We start from the raw sequence: 20,070 nt of genomic DNA on the forward strand, positions 1-20,070 counted from the left end.
CCTGACGGGTTCACCAGCCGAGATCAATTACCCGGTCAACGTTCCGGGACGGCCCACTAGGCGCGACCTCAAACGCAAGCTGAAGACGCTGGCCGAGCGTCTCCACCGAGAAGCGGAAGTATGGGAGAACGCCTTCTGATCTGCAGTAAACGGCGCCGCCGTGCCAGGAGGCCTATCTCCTAGGTCAACCAGGCGATGGCGAGCGGCGTTGTGTGCTGGCGCGAGTGTGCGTTGGTGTACTCCTTGGCTGTACAGCAGAGATGAGAATCGCATACCTGGATGCGTGTGGACCCGTCCCCAGGGCCGGTGAGGATCGAGGAGTGGAAGCCGCGAGGCAGCTATAACACCAGCTTAGGAGGGCGGAGGCTATACAGCTGGGATGCACCCTCTGAGCTCGGCAGATGCCTCGCGCGGCGTGTGCCCCCCAAAGATCACCTCGTACATGTCCCCACAAGCGGCATGTGCTCGGACGGTCCCGCGGCGGGCTGACAACCAGGCTGCACTTGCTCATCGAAGCTTGCAGGCTGCCGCTGACGCCGCATCTGACCGCCGGCAACATTGAACTGCACCGCGCCTTCAGGCGGTGCTTGCCAAGCTCCGGCTGAGCGCCACCGAGGCTCCTTCTGCAAGAGCCGTTTCCAGGGTGGCGGGGCGGTTCGATTCTCTGGCGGCAGCCCACTTTTCGTCACCCTTGCCTGGTGGTTCACCGCGTACCTCTACCGCGATCAAGTGGAGTCGCACCTCACTGATGGCACCCTCTGTGCTGGACTCCAGGCGGAGATGGCCGACGACCGTGCCGCCGCGGCAGTCGTCGCTGCCGGCCCGTACGCAGGACCTGGCGGGGTTACGCGTTGCCGAACGGCAGGGCCATTGTGACGGCCGCCTGATCGCAGGTGGGCGCGCTCCGCCCACCTCTTGGAGGGGAGATGAGCGGGTTCGCGGTTCGGCCAGTGGAGACGCCAGTTTTATATCTGCGCACGGGTGCTGCCCCGATCTGTCCTAATCTGTCAGCAATGATCGCTACAGTACGGCTCGCACCACTCTTCGCCCCCGTCCGTCTGCTGACCGTTGCGTCGGCCGTCGTTCCGAAGGAGCGCTCTCGTGGCGTTGCGTTGTCTGTACCAGGGCAGTGCCGATGAACTCGCCGAGATCATCGCCCAAGGTCATCTGGTCGAGGAACTGCGCCGACGCTTCGTCGCGATGCACGGAGCGAAGCCGAGAGAGAGCGAGAGCGCCTCGTGGGGCGGCAGCATCCCCACCGTCGTCGACCTGCTAATCAGCGCTGGCCTGCAAGACGTGCAGGTGCTGGTCGAGCTGACCGCGCCGATCTGCGACGTACGCATGGACATCGTCTTGGTCGGAAGCGAGCGCGAGACCGGTGAAATCTGCGTCGTGGTGGTGGAGAACAAACAGTGGTCGCAGGTTCGGCCGGTGCGTGGCACGCAGATGGTGCACGTGCCGAACGCACCTGGCCGCAACCCGCGCCTGCACCCGGCCGTCCAGGCTGACGGGTACCGGCAGGTTCTGCGCGACTTCGTGCCGATGCTGCGGACCGCCAAGGTTATGAGTCTGGTCAACCTGCACAACATGCCCGCCGCGGTTCTCGAGACCATCCAGGGCGACAGCCAGGAGCTGGAGGGCGGCGCGAAGCGCACGCAGATGTACGGTCAGGAACCGGAGGAACGTGAACGGTTCGCGGCCATGCTCACGAAGACCCTCTCGGGCGAAATGGCACTCGAGCATGCTCACGACCTACTGTCCGCCCGCGTGTCACCGACCGACAGCCTGATGACTGCGGTGAACAAGAGCGTGCGGGGACGCTCCGTCTTCCCCTTGCTGGACGAGCAGCGCAAAGCCGTCGAGTACGTCAAGGTCCAGTTGGCAGCGAGCCGCCGGGGCAACAAGCGGATCGTGCTGATCGTGGGTGGCCCCGGCACCGGCAAGAGCGTGATCGCCTTAGAGCTGCTGGCCGCGTGCAGCAAAGACGGGCTGAAGGTTGCGCACGCCACCGGCAGCCGATCCTTCACCCGCACGCTGTGGGAGTACGCCGGCGAGGACACGCGCGCCAGGCGCATTTTCCGGTACTTCAACAGCTTCGAAACCCTCCGCTCGAAGCTGGACGTGCTCATCGCCGACGAGGCGCACCGGCTCAGGCGCCAGGCATCCGGCACGGGCCCGTCCCAAGTCAAGCAGCTTATTAGTGCGGCGGACGTGCCCGTCTTCCTGCTGGACGAGCATCAGGTAGTGCGTCCCGGCGAAGACGGCACCATCCAGCTGATTGAGAACGCGGCCAAGGAGATGAAGCATGAGGTCTTGCGGATCGACCTGCGCAGCCAGTTCCGTTGCGGCGGCGACCCGGAGTACATCCGCTGGGTCGAACAGCTGCTCGGGCTGGTGACTGGGGAACCGCCGCGCCGGTGGCGGCCGCTGGAGAACTACGAGCTGTACGTCGCCCCCACCCCCGAGGCGATGGAGAAGTTCCTCAACAGGCGCGCTGCCGAGACCAACAGCACCGCCCGCATCGCGGCCGGCTTCTGCTGGCCCTGGTCGTCCCCCCGCAAAGACGGCACCCTGGTCGACAACATACGCATCAATGGCTGGAACAGGCCATGGAACGTCCAGGGCGACGAGTGGGTCGGCGACAGGCCGCCGCACACACTGTGGGCGACACACCCAGGCGGCCACGGCCAGATCGGCTGCATCTACACTGCGCAGGGCTTCGAGTACGCCTGGGCCGGCGTCATCTTCGGCCCAGACCTGGTCTGGCGCGACGGAGGCTGGCAGGCCGACATCAGCCAGAACCGCGACAGGGCGGTCGAGAACGCGCTCGACTTCGACTTCCTGGTCCGCAACACATACCGGGTGCTTGCTACCCGCGGTATGCGCGGCACAGTGTTGCACTCCGTCGACCGCACCACCAACGTGATGCTGGCCAAGCTTGGTGCTCGTCTGCTCGACTATGACGGCGTGCCCATGAACGCTCCGCGGTAGTGGCGGCTATATAGGGATCCTTACGCGGCGTGACCTGGGCGAAAGTCGCTTGTAGTCCTCGTGTCTCAGATATCACCCTGTTCCTAGGGCTCTGAATCTGTCCGACGGCGTACCGGCCCTCTACCCCGCACCTCATGGTCGTTTGTGAGGGCCGGACGACGTCGGACAGCTCTGCTTGCTACAGCTGCAGGATCAGGGCCTCGGCGTGCTGCACGATGGTGTCCGTCAAAGCGGAACAAGCTCACTCCGGCTGAGGCCGGGAGAAGCACGCCTTCGGCTGTCGAGGGCGTGACACGCACCCGAGAGCCGAAGTTCTCGTGCCAGCAGGACTGCGAAACAGAGGTGCTCAGCGCCCGATCGCGGTCTGCTCCGTACGATCCGCCTGCCGCTGCCCGGGGAGGATCCGCCCTACCGGCGCCCTATTGGCGCCTGGGCCATTCTCACAGCCTGCTCCTACTCCGCCGACGGACGCGGATGGCGGTGCCGGCCGCTGACACGCTCACCCGACACGCGTTCGTGCAGGCGTGGGGGATGCCGGCAATCGGCAGCCTAGACTGCTACGTCTCGGACACCTCGAAGAATGCGGCCTAGTCCGGTTATCCGCCGAGCCGGTGGCGCGGCGAGGAGGCCACTGGGCACCGGCGGACGCGAAGACATGAACTTAGACCATGTCCAATCGGTCATCCCAAGGCGAATGCCGTCGTCTCGACCATGTGTTCTCAATTCGGCAGGTGAGCATCCGTTCGGCAATTGATGCCTCGGCTCGAGGGTCTAGTCGAGGCGCTGATGACGGCGGCCTCGTTGAATGGCCTTGGGGCTGAGCGGGCGCTGCGGGGGCGTAACAAGTGTTTGCCCGCTAGGTGCGGCGCCCTTCGGCGTGATGCGGCGGTGGGGCGTACGGCTGCCGCTTCACTTCGATCGAAACCTGTCGATGTGATCAAGGCAGGTGAGCTGGGTTAACGTTGTGTTTGGTTGGCTTAGGTGGTCTTCCGAAGGGTGTTCTTGGGCTAGTTGATACACGCCGGGCCGGGAAGGTCGGATGGGTTGGGAGTGCCGCTTCTGGTGAAGCACTCGGGGCGAGTGTCTTGGCGGCAGTCAGGACGGCGGCGCGCCAGTCGCGGATGGTGGCGGCGCGGCCGTAGACCCGTCTGCTGATGATAGCCGTCACCGAGTGGTGGTGCTCGTAGTCCAAGCCGGGTGGCTGGCGGTGGAGCGGCTCATCATCGGTAAGACCGTCACCAGCGACACTTTTCTTTCAGAGGGGCTGACCAAGCCGCAACAGCATCCTGGCCAAGTTCGGTATCCCCACTCCCAAGAATCGTCGAGACCACCCCCGCCACCACCACCTGACCAGGTACGACACTGCGTCCTAGCGGCACGCCACATCAGCGTGACCGCAGGCGTTCCCGCAGCTCAACCCCTAGACCTATGTACCCTGTCTCAGCACACGGAGCCCGAGCCTGTCGGCAACACGGAAAGCTGTACCGCAGAAAGGACCAAGGCGGCAGCGGGTGGTATTGCAGACACTGGTGGCAGGACTAGTATCCCTTTCAGCAGGAGGACGGAGGGCGTGGTGACCGATCGCATCAGCGAAGACCTGATCCGCATCGCGTTGGACAAGGTCGAAGGCTTCACTTTCGAACGGTTCGTTAATGCCTTCTACGCGTCCTTGACAGGCGCAACCTTTGTGCCCCTTGGTGGAATTAAGGACGGAGGGGCCGACGCACGCGATGGCACGCTATACCAGGACTCCGGGAGAAGGGAGACATACTATCAAGCCAGCATTGAAGTAGATACAGAGGGCAAAATTCGTCGGACCGTAAGTCGACTCAAAGAGTTCGGCAGAGACCCCCGAACGGTCATCTATGTGACCTCTAGGGTCGTGAAGTACTCTGATCGAGTAGAAAGAGACCTTACAGATGAGCTAGACGTGACTATTGTCATCCGCGACGGCAATTACATTGCCGCCCATGTGAATGATGGAGAGTCAACGCGTGGTGCATTCAGAGAATATCTGCAGCAATACACCGATTTCCTGAAAAGCGTCGGTGCGTCTGGACTCATTGCGAGTTCCAAGCATGTTAAGAGCCCCGCTGTTTACGTTTTTCTGGCGCATGAAATAGAACGTCGGGATGGAGATGAATCCCTAGTCAACGCGGTCACCGATGCCCTCGCTCTATGGGCGCTGGAAGGTACTGACCCAGACGCAGGTATCCTTCGAACGGCCGAAGAGATTCTGGAGATCATAGATGGAGAGCTGCCTAGCGTTCACTCATTGGTGGCACCGCGGCTGCAAAGACGCCTGGAGATGATGGCCAAGAAAACCTACTCGGGCGGTCGTGCGGTGAAATGGTACAAGGACCCCAACACCTTTTGCCTGCCCTACGAGGTGCGACAGCGACTTCAGGAAGAGAACACTGCAGACGAATCCCTTAGGCTTCAAGTCCTGGCAAGCATGGATGACCGCCTGCGGGCAAATCCTGTTGAAGGTATGGGTGAAGTAGGTATTCGCCAATCTACCGAGGTGGCCCTCCGCGCAATTCAACTGGCTTTTGAGCGAGAAGGCCTTGAATTCTCGGCCTTCCTGAATTCTGAGTATCAGGCAGAGTATGCCACTATCATGGATTCCGTGCGGGCAGCATTGCAAGAGAATGGATTGACTGGCGCGTACGGTCAACGCGTGGGCGATGGAGCTTTTCTGATCCTTCGGGGCGTGCTATACGACTCGCGAGAGGTGGAACGGAACTACCTCAGGCGCCTTTCGCGTACATATGCGCTACTCTTCACGCTCAATACCGAGCCTCGGTTGATAGAGTTCTTCCAGGATATGTCTGGAGACTTCCGTCTTTATGTAGGCGCTGACCAAATAATACAGGCTCTAAGCGAACGTTATCTTGCTGAAAGTGATCGCGTTACTCACACAACGTTGCTCATGGCGAGCAGGCTCGGCGCCAAGCTTATCCTTCCCGGTCCTGTACTAGAAGAAGTGGTGCATCATCTTCGCATCTGTGATTTTGAGTACCAGAATCATATCGCCAAGGTTGAGCCCTATCTAACATATGAGATCGCAAGAAACGCGCCACATATAATGCTTCGGGCCTATCTCTATGCCAAGATGGCGGACGGAAATGAAGGCCAGCGTAAGCCTAGAAGTTGGGCGACATTTATCGGGCAGTTTGGCACTTACTCTGACTTGCATAAGCAAGTAGCCTTCGATGAAATTCGTCAATATCTTCAAGTCGCGTATGGCTTTCACTATGAGTCCACTGAGGACCTTGAAGGACTTGTCGATCTCCAACAAGTAGACAAGCTTACGCAGCATCTTGCCGAGGTTAAGCGAGACGCACGCCTTGCGCGTAATGACGCTCTTATGGCACTCGCCATCTATGGGAACCGTAAAAAGCGTCGCGAAACCTCAAGGGTATCCGAGTTTGGATATTCCACCTGGTGGCTTACGGCCGAAACGGCGATCCTGAAATATACTCGGGATATCGTAAGCTCAAATGGGGCGCGCTACGTAATGCGTCCTGACTTCCTGTTGAACTTCCTTACCCTTGCGCCCACTGCATCGCAGGCGCGCCAGGCTTTCGCTTCTGTATTTCCGAGCCTGCTGGGAATCAAATTAGCCCGACGTATGCATGCTGACGCGTTCAATAAGATAATGGATACGGTGGCGGAGGCAGTGGATCTTGATGACGCGCGTAAGACCGTTGTAATCTCTAGGGCGATCGACAAACTTAAGAGCGACTTTGCGCGCCAATATATCGACCGAGGGACTGGTAGACGATTCACAGGAGTGGATTTCGCGGTGGCGAGGTCTGCTAAAGAATCGACGAAATCTGAACTTGAATCCACGGATTGATTTCTGCGAACGTTTCTGATCCTTATCGTTCGGTGAGGATTGGACCGACTGACATCGCCATGTCCCCCCGGTCACTGCCGCGCACCTGTATCTCACCACACTGGCGACACGCCCCAAAGCGGGTACACTAGCCTGGCCCTATACAAAGTCGTACATGAACTGCAACTGCTGCTCGCGACCCGGACCGGCACATGCTCGACCGGCTACCAGCGTTTACAACCGCTATGCCGCAACGACCACCGACGAACCTAACAAAGCACTACTAGGGGTCGTTCAGAAACAAAGAGCCCGATACTCGCTGTTGCCTGGGTTGGCTCATTGTAGCCGCGTGCCGAGGAAGTGAACTCAACCCAGCTGTAGGAGAGCGATCCCTTCTCCGGCTCCATACGTGATTTGAAGCTTGGGAAACTGCTTATGGACAGTCCGAGTCAGGGAAGATCGTCCCGCGTATATCCCCGCAGCCGAGCACCGCATCATCCAATGGCGAACCCCCCTCGTAGATCTGGATGTTCCCTGACCACGATGCAGTCATCCGCGGATATGGCAGGATCATGTCGGTGAGCAGCGGTTACGCCTGCTGGCGTCTCGCATCACTTCTCGCTGATCCCGGCACGCCCACGGACCAGAACACGAACAGATCTTGGACGCTGCTGCGGTGAGACCAGAATGGCAGCATCATGACCCGCCACCGCAAGATCGCGCTGCTGTCCGGCTGAAGTTATCCATGCCGCCATCTGTCACTCACCGGGTTCGCGGGGGAGGAGTGAGGCCAACTCGGGTGACCCGTAGGTCAGGAAGACGAGGTCGCTGTCGCTGCTGGTGTCCCAGATGTCGCGGTCGAATGTGACGGGGACTGAGGCCATGGGTGGCTGACCCAAGTAGCGCTCGATGGATATCGCGCCGTCGGAACGTATGAAGGACACACGGGCGTCGTCACGCGCAAGGAAGAGGTTATAGATACCGGGGCGTCCGTCGTCTGGGGTCAGCCAGCGGCCTGAGAGAAGGTTGTTCGTAAGTTTGGTGGCAAGGACTGGCGGAGTAATGTCTCCTACCAGGTCCGGTGGAGCCTTGATGCTGATGCCGTCGTCGGGGGCGCCGAGGTCGTCGGTGCTGACGGGCTGGTTGTTGATGTCCTCGATTTGGGTTCGGATGCTGGCGATCTCGCTGGCGATGACTTCATCGCTGAGGTATGCAGCAAGGACGAGGTCTTCGATGACCTTCTCGACAGTGCCAAGGACAGGTGCAGCGCCGCCGACTATGTTGGTGAAGTCGTCGTAGTCCTCCTTGATGCCCTTGTAGACCTGCTCCTCGACAGTGTCTTGGTAGAAGTAGTTGCTGATCTGGAGATGCCTGTAGGTAGCGCCGATACGGTCGATGCGACCGATGCGCTGCTCGACGCGCATCAGATTCCATGGCATGTCGTAGTTGATGAGGCGGCCCGACGTCTGCAGGTTGAGGCCCTCGCTCATCGAGTCGGTACCGATCAAGACCTCGATACTGCCGTTGCGGAACCGGTTCTTGATCTCGGCCTTGGTAACCGGGTTCCACTTCCCTGCGACCGGATCGTAAATCTCGCCGCCGCGGCCGGAGTAGCAGCCAAGCTTGTTGTAGCCGGCGGCCAGGAGGCGCTCGCGGACGTAGTCCATGGTGTCGGCGTATTGAGTGAAGACCACCGCGGAGTCATACGTCTTGAACGACTCGGCCAGATCCTCGACGAGCTGTTTGGCCTTCGTGTCCTCACCGGTGATGTCGCCGAGGTCGTTGAGGAAGGAACGGAGCTCGCCGATCTCCTCCTTGAGGCGGTCGGCGCGGACGTCGAAGGCCTCGGGGTCGAATAGAGAGCTCTCCAGGTCGGCGCCATCGTCGTCCGTGAGGAGGTCGGCCAGGCTCTTGCCCTGCTCGAGTACGTCAAGGCGGCGCTGAAGGGACTGCTTGATCGCTTCGAAGGAGGAAGTCAGCCGGCGCCGGTAGACGGTCATGATGAAACCGAGGGCCCTGGTGGCTTTGTCGGACTTGTAGGCGTTGTAGTGGCGGCGGATGTACTGCTCGATACGGTCGTACAGCCTCTGCTCGTTCGGCGCCAGGGGGATGAACTCGTCGGTGACGTGTCGATACGGGATGACGACCGAGGCCGGGATGATGCCGGCCGCCTGGTAGGCCCGCATGGTCTTGCGGGTATTGCGGAAAACTCGATCGCGCATCGGGGTGTGGCGGCGAGCCCATTTATCCATCCACTCGGAGGTGGCATTGGGGAACTGTGCCCTGAGGTCAGGCGAAGGGGGGTTGCCGGCCATCCCGATCACCGTTAACGCGTCGGCCCACCCGAGTGCATCGTTGACCTGCTGCTCCAGCTCGTAGTCGTGTTCAGCGAGCGGGTCGGAGAGGTAATCCTCCAGCATGTCGCAGATGAGTTTCCAGCCGCGTCTCTCGGGTGGGTCGCCGAGGTAGGTGAAGTACTGAGTGAAGAAGAACGCCTGCTCACCCCACTTGCCCGGCAGCCCGAGGAGCTCGATGAGGTCCCAGGCCTCGTGGGGGTGCATCTGCATCGGGGTCGCCGAAGCCAGGTAGAGCGCACGCCATAGGTGGCGCCTTTTCATCTCCTGGAGCAGCGTGAGCAGGGAGTTGGGAGTGTCGGCCGCCTTGGAGCCGCGGCGGCGGGCGTGGTGGGCCTCATCGACGAGAACGACATCCCACGGTCCGGCGTCGAGGATCTCGGTACGGCGAGTGCGGCGGCGAGCGAGGTGGGAGGAGGCAAGCACAATCGGAAAGGCCGACCAGGGGTTGGCATTCAAGTCAGTCTCGAGGGGCTGGTCGAACCGGTCGACGAAATTGCCCTTGTCGTAGCGGGCGACGTCGAGATTCATCTTCTCGTGGAGTTCTTCCTGCCACTGTTTCATCACCGAGGCCGGCACTAGGAGCAAGGCCCTTCTTGCCCTGCCGGAGGTGAAGAGCTCACGTAGCACCATGCCTGCCTCGACGGTCTTGCCAAGACCGACCTCGTCGGCGAAGAGATAGCCTCGCGGGTACGTCGACACCACGCGGTGGATCAACTCGGCTTGATGCGGCAGCGGCTGAGCCCACGCTGTTCCCACGCCGGTCCACGCGGACGCCTTCGGCGCATCCCGGAGAGCGACCAGCTCGTCCCAGGCCACCTGGATATCGACGTCCACCTCGGCAGGCGGTGTCTTGTGATCGGCCCCCTCGGGCCTCGGCTGCGGCACGAGAGTGCCGGGCGGAAACGGCGGATTGTCAGGAGCGTGCTCTATCAGGTGTTCTCGGACGGCGGTGGGCAGATCGATGACCGCCCAACCCGCGTCGGGGTGGCCGCGCCAGTGCTGATCGAAGGCTCGCTCCTTGGGCTTGCCGTAGTCCTCCCAGGACTCGGTACGCCAGGAGCGGTAGGCGTCGAAGGTCTCGTGGTTCTTCACCCATGCGGTGACCGAGGCATTGTTGGAGCCGCTGAACGCGACCTTGTGGCCGTAACGGTCTGTGAAGACGCCGTACTTGGTATGGAAGTAACGGCCCGACTCCTTATGGGTAAGCAGGTGGCCATGCTTGTCGACCGGGATGCCGACTCGGATGTGGAGCCGGTTGTTGGCGACCATCCAGGCCAGCACGCTGAGATGCTCGCTCTGCACGATCTTCGTGCCCTCCAGGCCAGGGTCAGCCAGTAGACGCTCGGCAACCACATCGTCGAGTGGGGTGCCGGAGAGCACCGCGTCGACGTCCTTCTTAGCGAGCTGGGCGCCGACGATGAGTCTCATCACGCCGTCACGGGCGATGAAGTGCGCGGTGCCCTGTGCGGCAAATTGCAGCTCTGCCCCGGACCAGTAGCCGACCGCTCGGTCGTAGGCAATGGCTCGGGAAAGCAACGGCTCGTAGAACGTCTCGAACGGTGCGTCGTCGGGCGAGTACATCGACTTAAGCGTCACGTTGCGAAACGAGTCCTCGGCCGTGGCTGGATCGTGCTCGAAGAGACCAACCTGTGCCGGTGGCTTGGCAGCGGCACCGGGAAACAGGGCGTCGTGCTCAGCCAACCTCACGCCATTTCGAAGAGAGTGTCGGGCTTGTCGTCATCCTGCATGGCTAGGTCGGTGGCCTCGGGCAGGGTCACGTCAGGGAAATAGAGCGTGCACATCGTGTCAAGACGACCCGCCTCGGGCACCGCCCACGCGCCCTTGACCTTCGTACGGGGAATCGCGTTGGCAAGGCCCTGCAGTACGGCGTTGAACCCTGCGTCGCTGGTGTAGCCGTGCTTGTCGAGAAACCTCTTGGCCGCTGGCCAGTTGTCGTGTTCAGCGATGTAGAGGGCCGTGTCGACCGCATCGATGACGTTCGCGAAGGACTCTGCGCCCGGGCGTACTCCGGGAAGATCGCTCTCGGCACCGCGCCGCACTCGCTCGCTGGGTGTTAGGAGCTTGACTGTGCCAGATCCCTTTTTGAGAATCCTCGCGCGCTCAAGCTTGTCCACATCAAGACCGCCCACCGCGAGGGCAAGCAGGCGGGCTGTGTCGTACGGGAACTCCCTGGCCGCGAAGGTGTCCCAAGCGAGGAGGACGAAGTCGGTCAGCGTGTCGGACTTCGCGCCCTGCCCAATAAGCCTCGCCCGGCGAAGGTCGACGATCTCCTCCCGAGCCATGGACAGGGCGTCCTCGGGCCGAAGAAGTTGGTCGCGCCCGCTCGCGTCCGGTGTTGAGGAGTACACGGGCCAGCGACGCGAGATGACGGATAGCGTTGGCCCATAGGTTGAGAGCAGAAGGTCGACTCCGCCGATGCCGTCGTTCTGAAACCGAAGCACCGCATCGCGAGCTGCGCGCCGGATCTCGGCCTCGACATCTTCGAGGTAGATCGGTCCGTTGCTCTCATCCTGCTCGCGCTTCCTGCAGGTGAGCATAATAGTGCTATTCGCTGCATTCTTGTTCTTCTGATGGGACGATGTCTCCGACTCGGTGTTTACCGGCCAGGATGTCTCGATCGTGAAGCCCGCGTCGATGATGGCGGAGCCCAGCGCGTCCCACGCCTCGGCCTTCTTGTGCGTGAACATCACGGTCATGACACCGTCCTCTCGCAGAACACGACTACACTCCGCAAAGATTGCGGTCATCTTCGCTGTGTAGTCGGCATCCGCAAGTTGCTTCTTCCGTCGCCCGAACGCAGCGAAGCGTGCGAAATTGGCGATCGCCTCGTTCTCCTTGTCGGTCTCCGTGTCGGCGAAGAAGTCTGGATAAAGGCGACCGAGTGTTGCTTTCTCCCAGACGTAGAAGAAATCAGACAGCTCTGCGTACATGACATTGTCGTAGTACGGCGGATCCATACACAGGTGGGAGACACTCCCCGACGCCAGCGCGCTGAGGTTGGCTGCAGTCCCCTGAGTCACTATGACCGGTGTTTGGACTTGAGACTCAACCAAAGAATCTGGCGACACATGTCCGACCAGCGTGACCAGCTGTTCGTACGCTTCAAGAACCTGATCTAGCGCAAAAGAGGGGAGTTCCTGCGAGCCCTGGAATTCAGCGAAGGTCCATCTGAACGTGAAGTTGTGCTTCTCGAAGACACTTCGGATCGACTGCCGGTTGATGTTCCAAGAGATCGACTTGGCATTGTAGTTCAAAGCCTTGGCCTGGAGCATCCCGAGCACCGTCAGCAGCGCGCGAGCCCTCTCCTGCCCAAGCTCCTCTTCTGCCTCAGTCAGGAGACGTTGCAGTTCTTCTGCGAAGACGGCGTGGACGACCAACTGGCGTTCCGTAAACATTTCGGTCCACTTGGTGATCCCGTACATCCGGTGGCCGCGGTCGTAGTTCGAGATTCCGGTGATCTCCTCTGCGGGGAGACAGCCGGTTGCCTCCCAGCCAGCCCGATGCTCTGCGAGATAGTCACTGGCGCGTTCAAGGTAAGCCGCGTCCTCGCTGCTTGGCGCCCGATATCCTTTGGTGCGGTCAGTCTTGCGGTAGTAGACCGCGTAGAGAACCTGCTCGAACCGACCGGACTGAGCCTCGGCCTTGATGTAAGCGTCATCAATAGCAAGGTCGTCATAAGGGCTGCGGGCTGTGCCGCCAGTCATCAGCCCGGCAGAGGGGGCGAAGTCGATCTCGTCGCCCCGAGCGATCTCGAAGGTGGGCTCGCTCAGGAGGTTGCCGTCTTGGTCGTGCACGACGATTCGCACGGCTGTCTCGTGGCCCTTGGCCTTGTCCAGCCACTGATCAGTGATGAGCGGTACGAGCCCGCCCGTGCGCGGGCAGCGGACGGCGTTCGCCCAGATATAGGTAAGGTATTTCTCACCCTCCTCGTAGACGAAGAACTTGCCAAGCCTTTCTTCTACCCTGCTACGCCAACGGTTCCCGTACTTTTTGAGCTCAGGCGTCAGCTCATGGCCGAAATGGACGGGGATCTCGACCCCGGCCTTCAGAAGGGTGGCGGCTACCGCGTTAAGATCATTCGCTGCGGTAGGAAGACCGAATCGAGCTGAGACGAAGGGGATGGATCCACCTCCTGCGGTTGGGTCCGCCACCAACGGCAGGGAGCCACCCCAGGTGTGACGCAATACCTCGTGGAGAAGTGCCATGTCGCCAGCGCCCGGTAGGTTCTTGAAGGCCGGACGGTACCCGTATGCGGCTGCACCCAGCGTCTCCCCTCGCTCGGTGGCGGCGGCAATCCGTCGGCGTGCGGCAATGGGGTCACCCCAAATCCCAACCAACTTCAGGACCCAGAGTTTGTAGGCTGCCGGGTTCGACAACTCGGGATGGTCGGGAAAGGCGTCGCCCAGCTGTGGGTTCCATGTAGGGAGCAGGCCTGCTAACACGACTGCGGCCGACGCCACCAGCGGACGGCGCGCCCACCATACGTGAAGTGCCTTCAGTTTCGGAAACTGGCCCGGGATGGGGGCCGCTTCGCGGCGGGACTCGATGCCGAGCTCAGCGACGGGAAGCCAGTCCTCGATGAGGACACGCGGTTTGGTGCTCATGAGGTGGCTCTTTCAGTCGTCGGAGAGGAGGGTGCGGAGGGCCTTGCGGGCGCGATTGGCGTCGATGCCAATGCACTTGGAGTACCAGTAGTAGGTCTCCTCCGTGCTCATGGCGTTGATGCCGGCGACGAGTGCACGGACGCGCTCGTGCTTGGCAATGGGCTGGGTGGCCATCAGAATCAGGGCCAGGCGTACGCCGTAGGATTCGGTGAGCCGAATGGGTGCTTTCCGGGTGAAGGTCAGCACACTGGGCTGGTGGCCTGATCCCCTTATGGCTGCGAAGAGGGCGTCGATGACGCGGCCCGTCTGCTGAGGGGTGAGGGTGACGACGGCCGTAGCAAGGACAGAGCCAGCCTTGCCGTACGTCTCTTCGATAGTGAGGCCGTAGATCTCGCCACGGCCGGGCTGCACGATCAGACGGAAACCACGGACGCCCGTGACAGCAGCGAGCCGACGGCTCATGGCAGTCGTCACGTACTGGGGGGCGGTCACTTGGTCACCTCTGCAGTCATGGTGGTGCTCTTCATACCGAGCTTCTTGATGACGTCATGGATCTGCGCGAACTGCGGGTCGTTGACGTCGAGTGCCGGGTCAAATCGGAAGGTGAGGGTGAGGTCGCCGACCACCTTCGTGGCGGCGGTGAGCGCCTTCTTGGCGTGGCCATAGGCCACCTGGAAGTCGGCGCGCTCCGCGGTGCCCTGGAACTGGATGCCGCCTCCAGTGAGACCTTTGTATTCTGCGCGAATAGTGGAACGGACCGTGATGGTCTGCTTCTGCAGCATGCCGAGCGAGACGACGGCGAGGTCGATGTCGCTAGTGCCAGACGCAGTATCCGCGCCCACCTTCAAAGTGAGAGTCCTGATAGTGCGGATCGCGTAGTCGGAGACAGCATCAAGAAGGGTCTGCATGGCCGCGCCACCGGGGCCGTTCGCGGTGAAGGTCTTGGAGGTGGCAATGCGAGTGGGGACCTCGACGCCGATCTCATCGGCGGCCTCCCGGGGGAGGATGTGGAGGGTGTCGAGGCCCTTGTCCTTGATCGCCGAGGGTGAGAGCGCCCGGACGCTGGCGGCAGGCTCGATGTCGGTAACAACAAACCAGCTGTACTCACTGGACTGGACGGCGGTGGCTAACAGGTCGAGCACGTCGGTCTTGGAGGGCTCGCCGCCGCAGACGGCCTCAAGGCGGGTGCGGACGTCGGCGCCGGTGAGCTGGTCGCTGGTGAGCACTGAACGAAGGTCAGTCTGGGTGGGTTTACGGACCAACAGGCCACGCTTCTGTGCCTCGGCCATGGTCATGACCTCGGCGTCGGCGCTGAAGGCGATCGACATGCCAGCCTGGCTGTTGGCCGTGTAGGCCTTGCCGCTGGCCGAGTCGTAGTAGACCCAGTGGTCGTGGTTAACGCCGTTGACAATCGCGTCACGCAGCAGGGAGGTATTGCGAACGATGGAGGCTTTGTGGTCGGACCAGAAGTAGTCGGCGATCGCTGCCGTGCTCGTGGCCTCCTTGTTGGCCCAGGTGCGGTTGCGCAGGAAGGAGGCGGTGAACGGGCTAGTACGGATCTTGTCCTCGTCGGTCAGCAGGGTGATGACTGCAGAGGTGGCGTTCTTCGGGTCGCCCTGGGACTGGGCGGGAAGCTCCCGGTGGCGCAGGTAGCCGGTGGCCTTCTCGTCGGCCGGGTAGTAGATGTGCTTGAAGCACCGGGTGACCGCGATGCGTGCCTGGAGGCGGGCCTCCTTGTCGTAGGCCTCGACCTTCTTGCGAACCTCCTCGCTGAACTGACCCAGCCGATGGGTATCGGCAGCGAGGTTGTTGGAGGCGATCAGGGCACGTGCACGGTCCTTAAGCACGTGGACCTGCTCGGCGTCGGCCAGGGCGAAAACCAGAGAGTTGCGGTATCTGCGCGGCGTACCGACCGAGCCGACCTTGTCGAGCATCTCTATGATCTGTGCCGGTGGCTGGTCGGCGTGGGCTGGGTCGACGGTGACGACATCGTGGTCGAGTACGACCACACGCAGCGCGTCCTTGTCCGGAATCTCAGCAGGGCCTGATGGGAAATGGATCGCGGTGATGCCACCGTCGTTGGCGAACGCCTTCTTAATCAGGCTATCGACTTCCGCGGCCACCGCGGTGTTGGCGACGTTTCGCTTCTCGGTCTCGATGATGGCGTTGACGTTGGGCTCGATGTTGAAGCGCCAGCGAGCACCGTCGTACGACAGGTGCCAGAAGACCTTCTCCGACTCGGTCAACGCCTTCTCGAAGATGGTGGCGTCCTCGCCGGGACGCAGAGTGCCGACCAGCCAGTCGTTGCGGCCTGCCCCCGCAGTGGACACCATCTCCAGGGAGTGGGTGAATACGGTGCGGGCCACGCGGGTGGCATAGGCAGGCTTGCCGGGGAAGACGTCGGCGTCGACGACAGCGGCGTGGGAGGCTTTGGAGGCGAAGTCGCCCTTGGCTACGCTCGCGTACTCGGCGCGGCCGAGGCCGTCGGTGAGGTGGTTGAGGACCGGCTCGTTGGAATAGTCGATGTCGCCGACGTTGATGATCGCCGTGTTGTCGTTGGTGGCGTAGATGTTGGCCACGACCTCAGCCAGGAGCTTCAGGGCGCCGCGGGCGCGCTGGAACTCGGTTATGTTGCCTAGGCGCTTATCGAGGACGCGGACCAGCTCGGGGTGAAACGGGTAGCTCTTGGCGACCAAATCGCCGTAGGAAGCCGGGTGTTCGGCGCCGCCGGCGAGCTGCTCGGTCTTGGCGAGCTTCTCGTAAAAGTCCCGGTAAGCGTCCCCGGCTGCCTTGGCGGCGTCCTCGTCGACGGAAGCGAAGATGCGCTTCTTGAGAATTTCGCCGATCTCATTGTCATCGGCCGGCTTGATCACCGCGCTCGGCTGCACCGCGCGGGTCAGCACGTCGCCGATCTCCTGGGCGGCCTTGACGGAGGCGGCGTTGGCGGCGTCAGTCTTCTCCTTCTCTTCACCGGTCAGCTCACTGATCTCGGTGGTCTCCGCGCCGAACGCGTTGGTGGTCGCGGCCAGCGTGATGATGACCGAGACCCTGTTGGTCGGATCGGAGGCGACTTCGAAGAGGTTGCCGAGGAAGACCGGTATCGCGCCGGCCATGCGGCGTATGTCCTCGCTCCCGGAGGAGGCCACCGCGCGCAGATACTTGGCTAACTCATCGATGATCACGACCGTCGGCTTGCCACGGAAGGCGGCCCTGATCGTGGCGGTGCCCGGAGCGGTGCGCTGGGTGTCGTTCGCCTCCATCGCTGCGAACGCGTCATCGCCGATCTGGGCAGCCATCTCACCCCACATCGTGTAAGTGCGATGGCCGTTGGTCTCAATACCCGCGGTGGGGTCGAGCGCGTCGCCGACCAGGGCCGCGACCTGGACCGGGCCGTCGGGAAGCAGACTTAGGTCGAGGAACTCAGTGATGTTGGACGGCCGGGCACCCTTGGCGAGGTGGTAGACGGCGGTCAGACCGTGGGTCTTACCGCCACCGAACGAGGTCGTCGGGCGAAGTACGCCGTTCTCCCCCGCGACACCCTTCAGTCCGCTGAGGCGGCCGAAAGTCTTGGTGAGTAGCGTCTTCAGGCCGCTCGTGGGGTAGGTCTGCGCAAAGAACGCTTCCGCGTCGCCGTACACCGGATAGTGCTCCGCGTCGCGGACCACCTTGTCCAGCTGAGCTGCGAAGTGGTTGTCTGCCAACCCGCCTTCGAGGACATCGTCGCGAGGATGACATACCTCCCGGAGAGGTACCAGATGTGCCACAAGCTTCCACCCCATCGTTATTAACGCGCTCAAGAGGTCCGGGAGTGTGAGATTTCGCCACATCGCCCCGAGCCTTACATAACACCAGATGTTATTGGGCGCGGTAAAGCAATGATCAATTCGCGTCTAAGTTGTTATCTGGCACGTCAACTTCTGGGCGAGGTGCGAGGCATGCGGAGCGTCTGAGGCGCAAGTATTCGCTGCTCCTGCCCGTGAAACCTGGGCTGCTCGCCGTGCTCGGATGGGCATAGGCCGAAACCACCATTTCGGATACGCCGGATTGTCGGCCGGCTCCGTCCCAGATGCCGCGCGATCGCGAGACCGACCAGCCACGTGTACGCAAATCCTGCGCTTCCATGTCTTCCCCCTGTGTGAGCATCGATGCGGGACGAGCGCGGGCGGGTACGCCACCGTACCTCTCTGCACGGAAGCCGCTCCATTTGCTTCCAGCATCAGACGCTGCACGGAGTCGCCGAAGCCCAACGGGCATTTCATTTTAAAAGCGGAAGAATGCGACGTGCTGCACGTGTGGTGCCAAAATAAAAACCAAAAGTGGCCATATGCACTAAATCTGCTACGTGGCATCCTTGATGGACCTATCGGGTAGAGCCCATGGCATTAGCATAAAAGCCGCAAAAAAAATAGCGAACTAAATGACAACGCTTTCAGTCGTAGCTGGTGTAGGCAAATACCAGAGGCGGCCTAGCCGCCTCGGCTCCCCCTGGAGAAAAGCCATGTCGTCCACCATACTGAGGGCCACCGTCTATCGAATCACCGGCGTCAGGCCGACCATGGAGGGCATGTTCGACGCTACTACCTCCGGTCGCCTGGCAGGGCCGGGCGTCGATTTCCACGCGTTCGAGATCGCAGGCGCGCCGGCGATTCTCTACTACAGCCAGCGGTCCACTACGGAGCCTGAGTGGTGTCCAAGACTGTCCCAGCTCACGGGCCTGCCCCTTGCCCTCCTTAGGCAGGAGGCGGAGGCAGTGCTCGTCATCGCCGCCGACGGTCACGTCTACGCGCTTGGCTTCGGCCAGGGCCATCTGTCCATCTCCGGCATCAAGGAGCGCGGCTTTGGCCTTCGCTGCGCGCTACGCACTGTCGACCCGGGCCAGGTCCAGGATGTCGTCCGCCGGGCAATCGGCGGCTTCTCCCGGCAGGACTCGACGATGGCCCCGGGCGGAATTCCTATTGGCGTCGTCGGGGTGCGCGGCTACACCGAGCTGGTGAAGAGGCTCGGCGGCCTGATCAAAGCGTCTGATCTGGGCCTCAACCACCGTGAGTCGATTTCTGTCGAAGGCGGAGACGGGCTTCGACTCCCGATCCCGCTGGAGCAGGCGAAATTCCTGGCACTGCTGCGGCGCCTCAACGAGATCCGCGATCGCCAGGTGCGTCCCGAGTTCGAGTCGCTTGAGGCCATCCAACCAGTGGGCGACGAGGTGCTGTCCCAGCGACTAGACGCGCTGCTAGACGAAGGGCTACGAGAGAGCGGCGACATCCGGGTGCAACTCGTCATCCCGGCGGATCTCGGCGAGCGTCGCCATGGCTGTCGCTCCTATCTCATCAAAGTCGGCAGCGTGCCCATTGTCAGGGAGGAGCTTGACCTGGCTGACCTCCGGGGGCGCTGCAAGGTCCAGTACAGTCGCACCCCCGTCGCCGCACTTCGGGAGGGTCGCATCGACATGTGCTCCGACAGCGAAGGTACGCAGTCAATCGGCCACACCTCAGCGATCCGTTGGATCGAGGCCACCGTGCCAATCGGGCCGCGTATCTACCAGCTCAGTGACGGTGAGTGGTACGAATGCGGCACTGTCTATCTGGATTCGATCAAGCGCCGAATGCGCGAACTGGTCGTGGAACAGCCAGAGCTCGCCATGTTGCCGTGGCATCCGGACGAGACCGAGGAGGACTATAACAAGCGGATGCAGCGCCACTTCGGCCCAGCCATGTACGTCTGCCTCGACCGATACCTCGTCCGAACGCCCCAGCACAGCAGGGGCAGAGGTATGGAGGCCTGTGATGGAATCACTGACCGCCACACTCTGGTCCACGTCAAGGCGGCCGCCAGCTCCGAACCGCTGGGGCATCAATTCAACCAGGCACTCATCTCCACCCAGGCCCTGTACGAGGAGCCGGAGGCGCGGGCAAAGTTCAGTGCCAAAGTCTCGAGGCTCAGTGGCGGCCGGCTCACGGTACCGGAGGACTTCAGACCCGAAAAGGTCATACTGGCAATCCTCCTCAAGGACAAGGAACTAACCCCCGACTCGCTCTACCCGTTCGCGCAGGTGGCGCTCGTGTACCTCGCAGACACGCTCATGCGGCAGTACGGCGTGACGGTCGAGGTCGCTGCAATTCCAGTTGAGTCGGCTCATGACACGGAGGCAGCATAACGGGGACTTCGACGTACGCGACGTTCCGCTGATGCAGGTTCACTGAGCTGTTTTCATCCTCGGCGGGCACTTGCTGATCACAGCATGATCGCGAGTCCGACG

General features: G+C 61.8%; 7 protein-coding genes. 3 read left to right on the forward strand and 4 right to left on the reverse strand.

Annotated elements, in window-relative coordinates:
• Positions 1–1,101 precede the first annotated feature (1,101 nt).
• Together ABD844_RS09680 and ABD844_RS09685 are read left to right on the forward strand one after the other, a co-directional pair.
• Complete coding sequence (locus ABD844_RS09680; RefSeq protein WP_344875155.1) at positions 1,102–2,991, forward strand: DUF2075 domain-containing protein; 1,890 nt, start codon at positions 1,102–1,104, stop codon at positions 2,989–2,991.
• 1,573 nt (positions 2,992–4,564) lie between these two features.
• The gene (locus ABD844_RS09685) at positions 4,565–6,853 is read left to right on the forward strand and encodes a hypothetical protein (protein WP_344875157.1); all 2,289 of its coding nucleotides are present in this window, start codon (positions 4,565–4,567) and stop codon (positions 6,851–6,853) included.
• A 737-nt stretch (positions 6,854–7,590) separates the two neighbouring features.
• On the opposite strand, the gene ABD844_RS09690 is transcribed toward ABD844_RS09685, so the two are convergent.
• Genes ABD844_RS09690 through ABD844_RS09705 form a run of 4 tightly spaced genes read right to left on the reverse strand, consistent with a single transcriptional unit; the run spans position 7,591 to position 17,515 of the window.
• Positions 7,591–10,890: a DEAD/DEAH box helicase gene (locus ABD844_RS09690; RefSeq protein WP_344875159.1), complete on the reverse strand. Its 3,300-nt coding sequence runs from the start codon at positions 10,888–10,890 to the stop codon at positions 7,591–7,593.
• A 2-nt stretch (positions 10,891–10,892) separates the two neighbouring features.
• Complete coding sequence (locus ABD844_RS09695; RefSeq protein WP_344875161.1) at positions 10,893–13,814, reverse strand: DUF1156 domain-containing protein; 2,922 nt, start codon at positions 13,812–13,814, stop codon at positions 10,893–10,895.
• Positions 13,815–13,826: 12 nt separating this feature from the next.
• Positions 13,827–14,306, reverse strand: a complete 480-nt coding sequence (locus tag ABD844_RS09700) for a DUF7680 family protein (protein WP_344875163.1) — start codon at positions 14,304–14,306, stop codon at positions 13,827–13,829.
• Positions 14,303–17,515: an ATP-binding protein gene (locus ABD844_RS09705; protein ID WP_344875165.1), complete on the reverse strand. Its 3,213-nt coding sequence runs from the start codon at positions 17,513–17,515 to the stop codon at positions 14,303–14,305. The genes ABD844_RS09700 and ABD844_RS09705 overlap by 4 nt, the downstream gene beginning before the upstream one ends.
• 797 nt (positions 17,516–18,312) lie before the next feature.
• Here ABD844_RS09705 and ABD844_RS09710 point away from each other — a divergent pair.
• Positions 18,313–19,968: a DUF6119 family protein gene (locus ABD844_RS09710; protein WP_344875167.1), complete on the forward strand. Its 1,656-nt coding sequence runs from the start codon at positions 18,313–18,315 to the stop codon at positions 19,966–19,968.
• Positions 19,969–20,070 lie beyond the last annotated feature (102 nt).

The sequence above is a fragment of the Nonomuraea antimicrobica genome (genome assembly GCF_039536965.1).
Lineage (GTDB): Bacteria > Actinomycetota > Actinomycetes > Streptosporangiales > Streptosporangiaceae > Nonomuraea > Nonomuraea antimicrobica.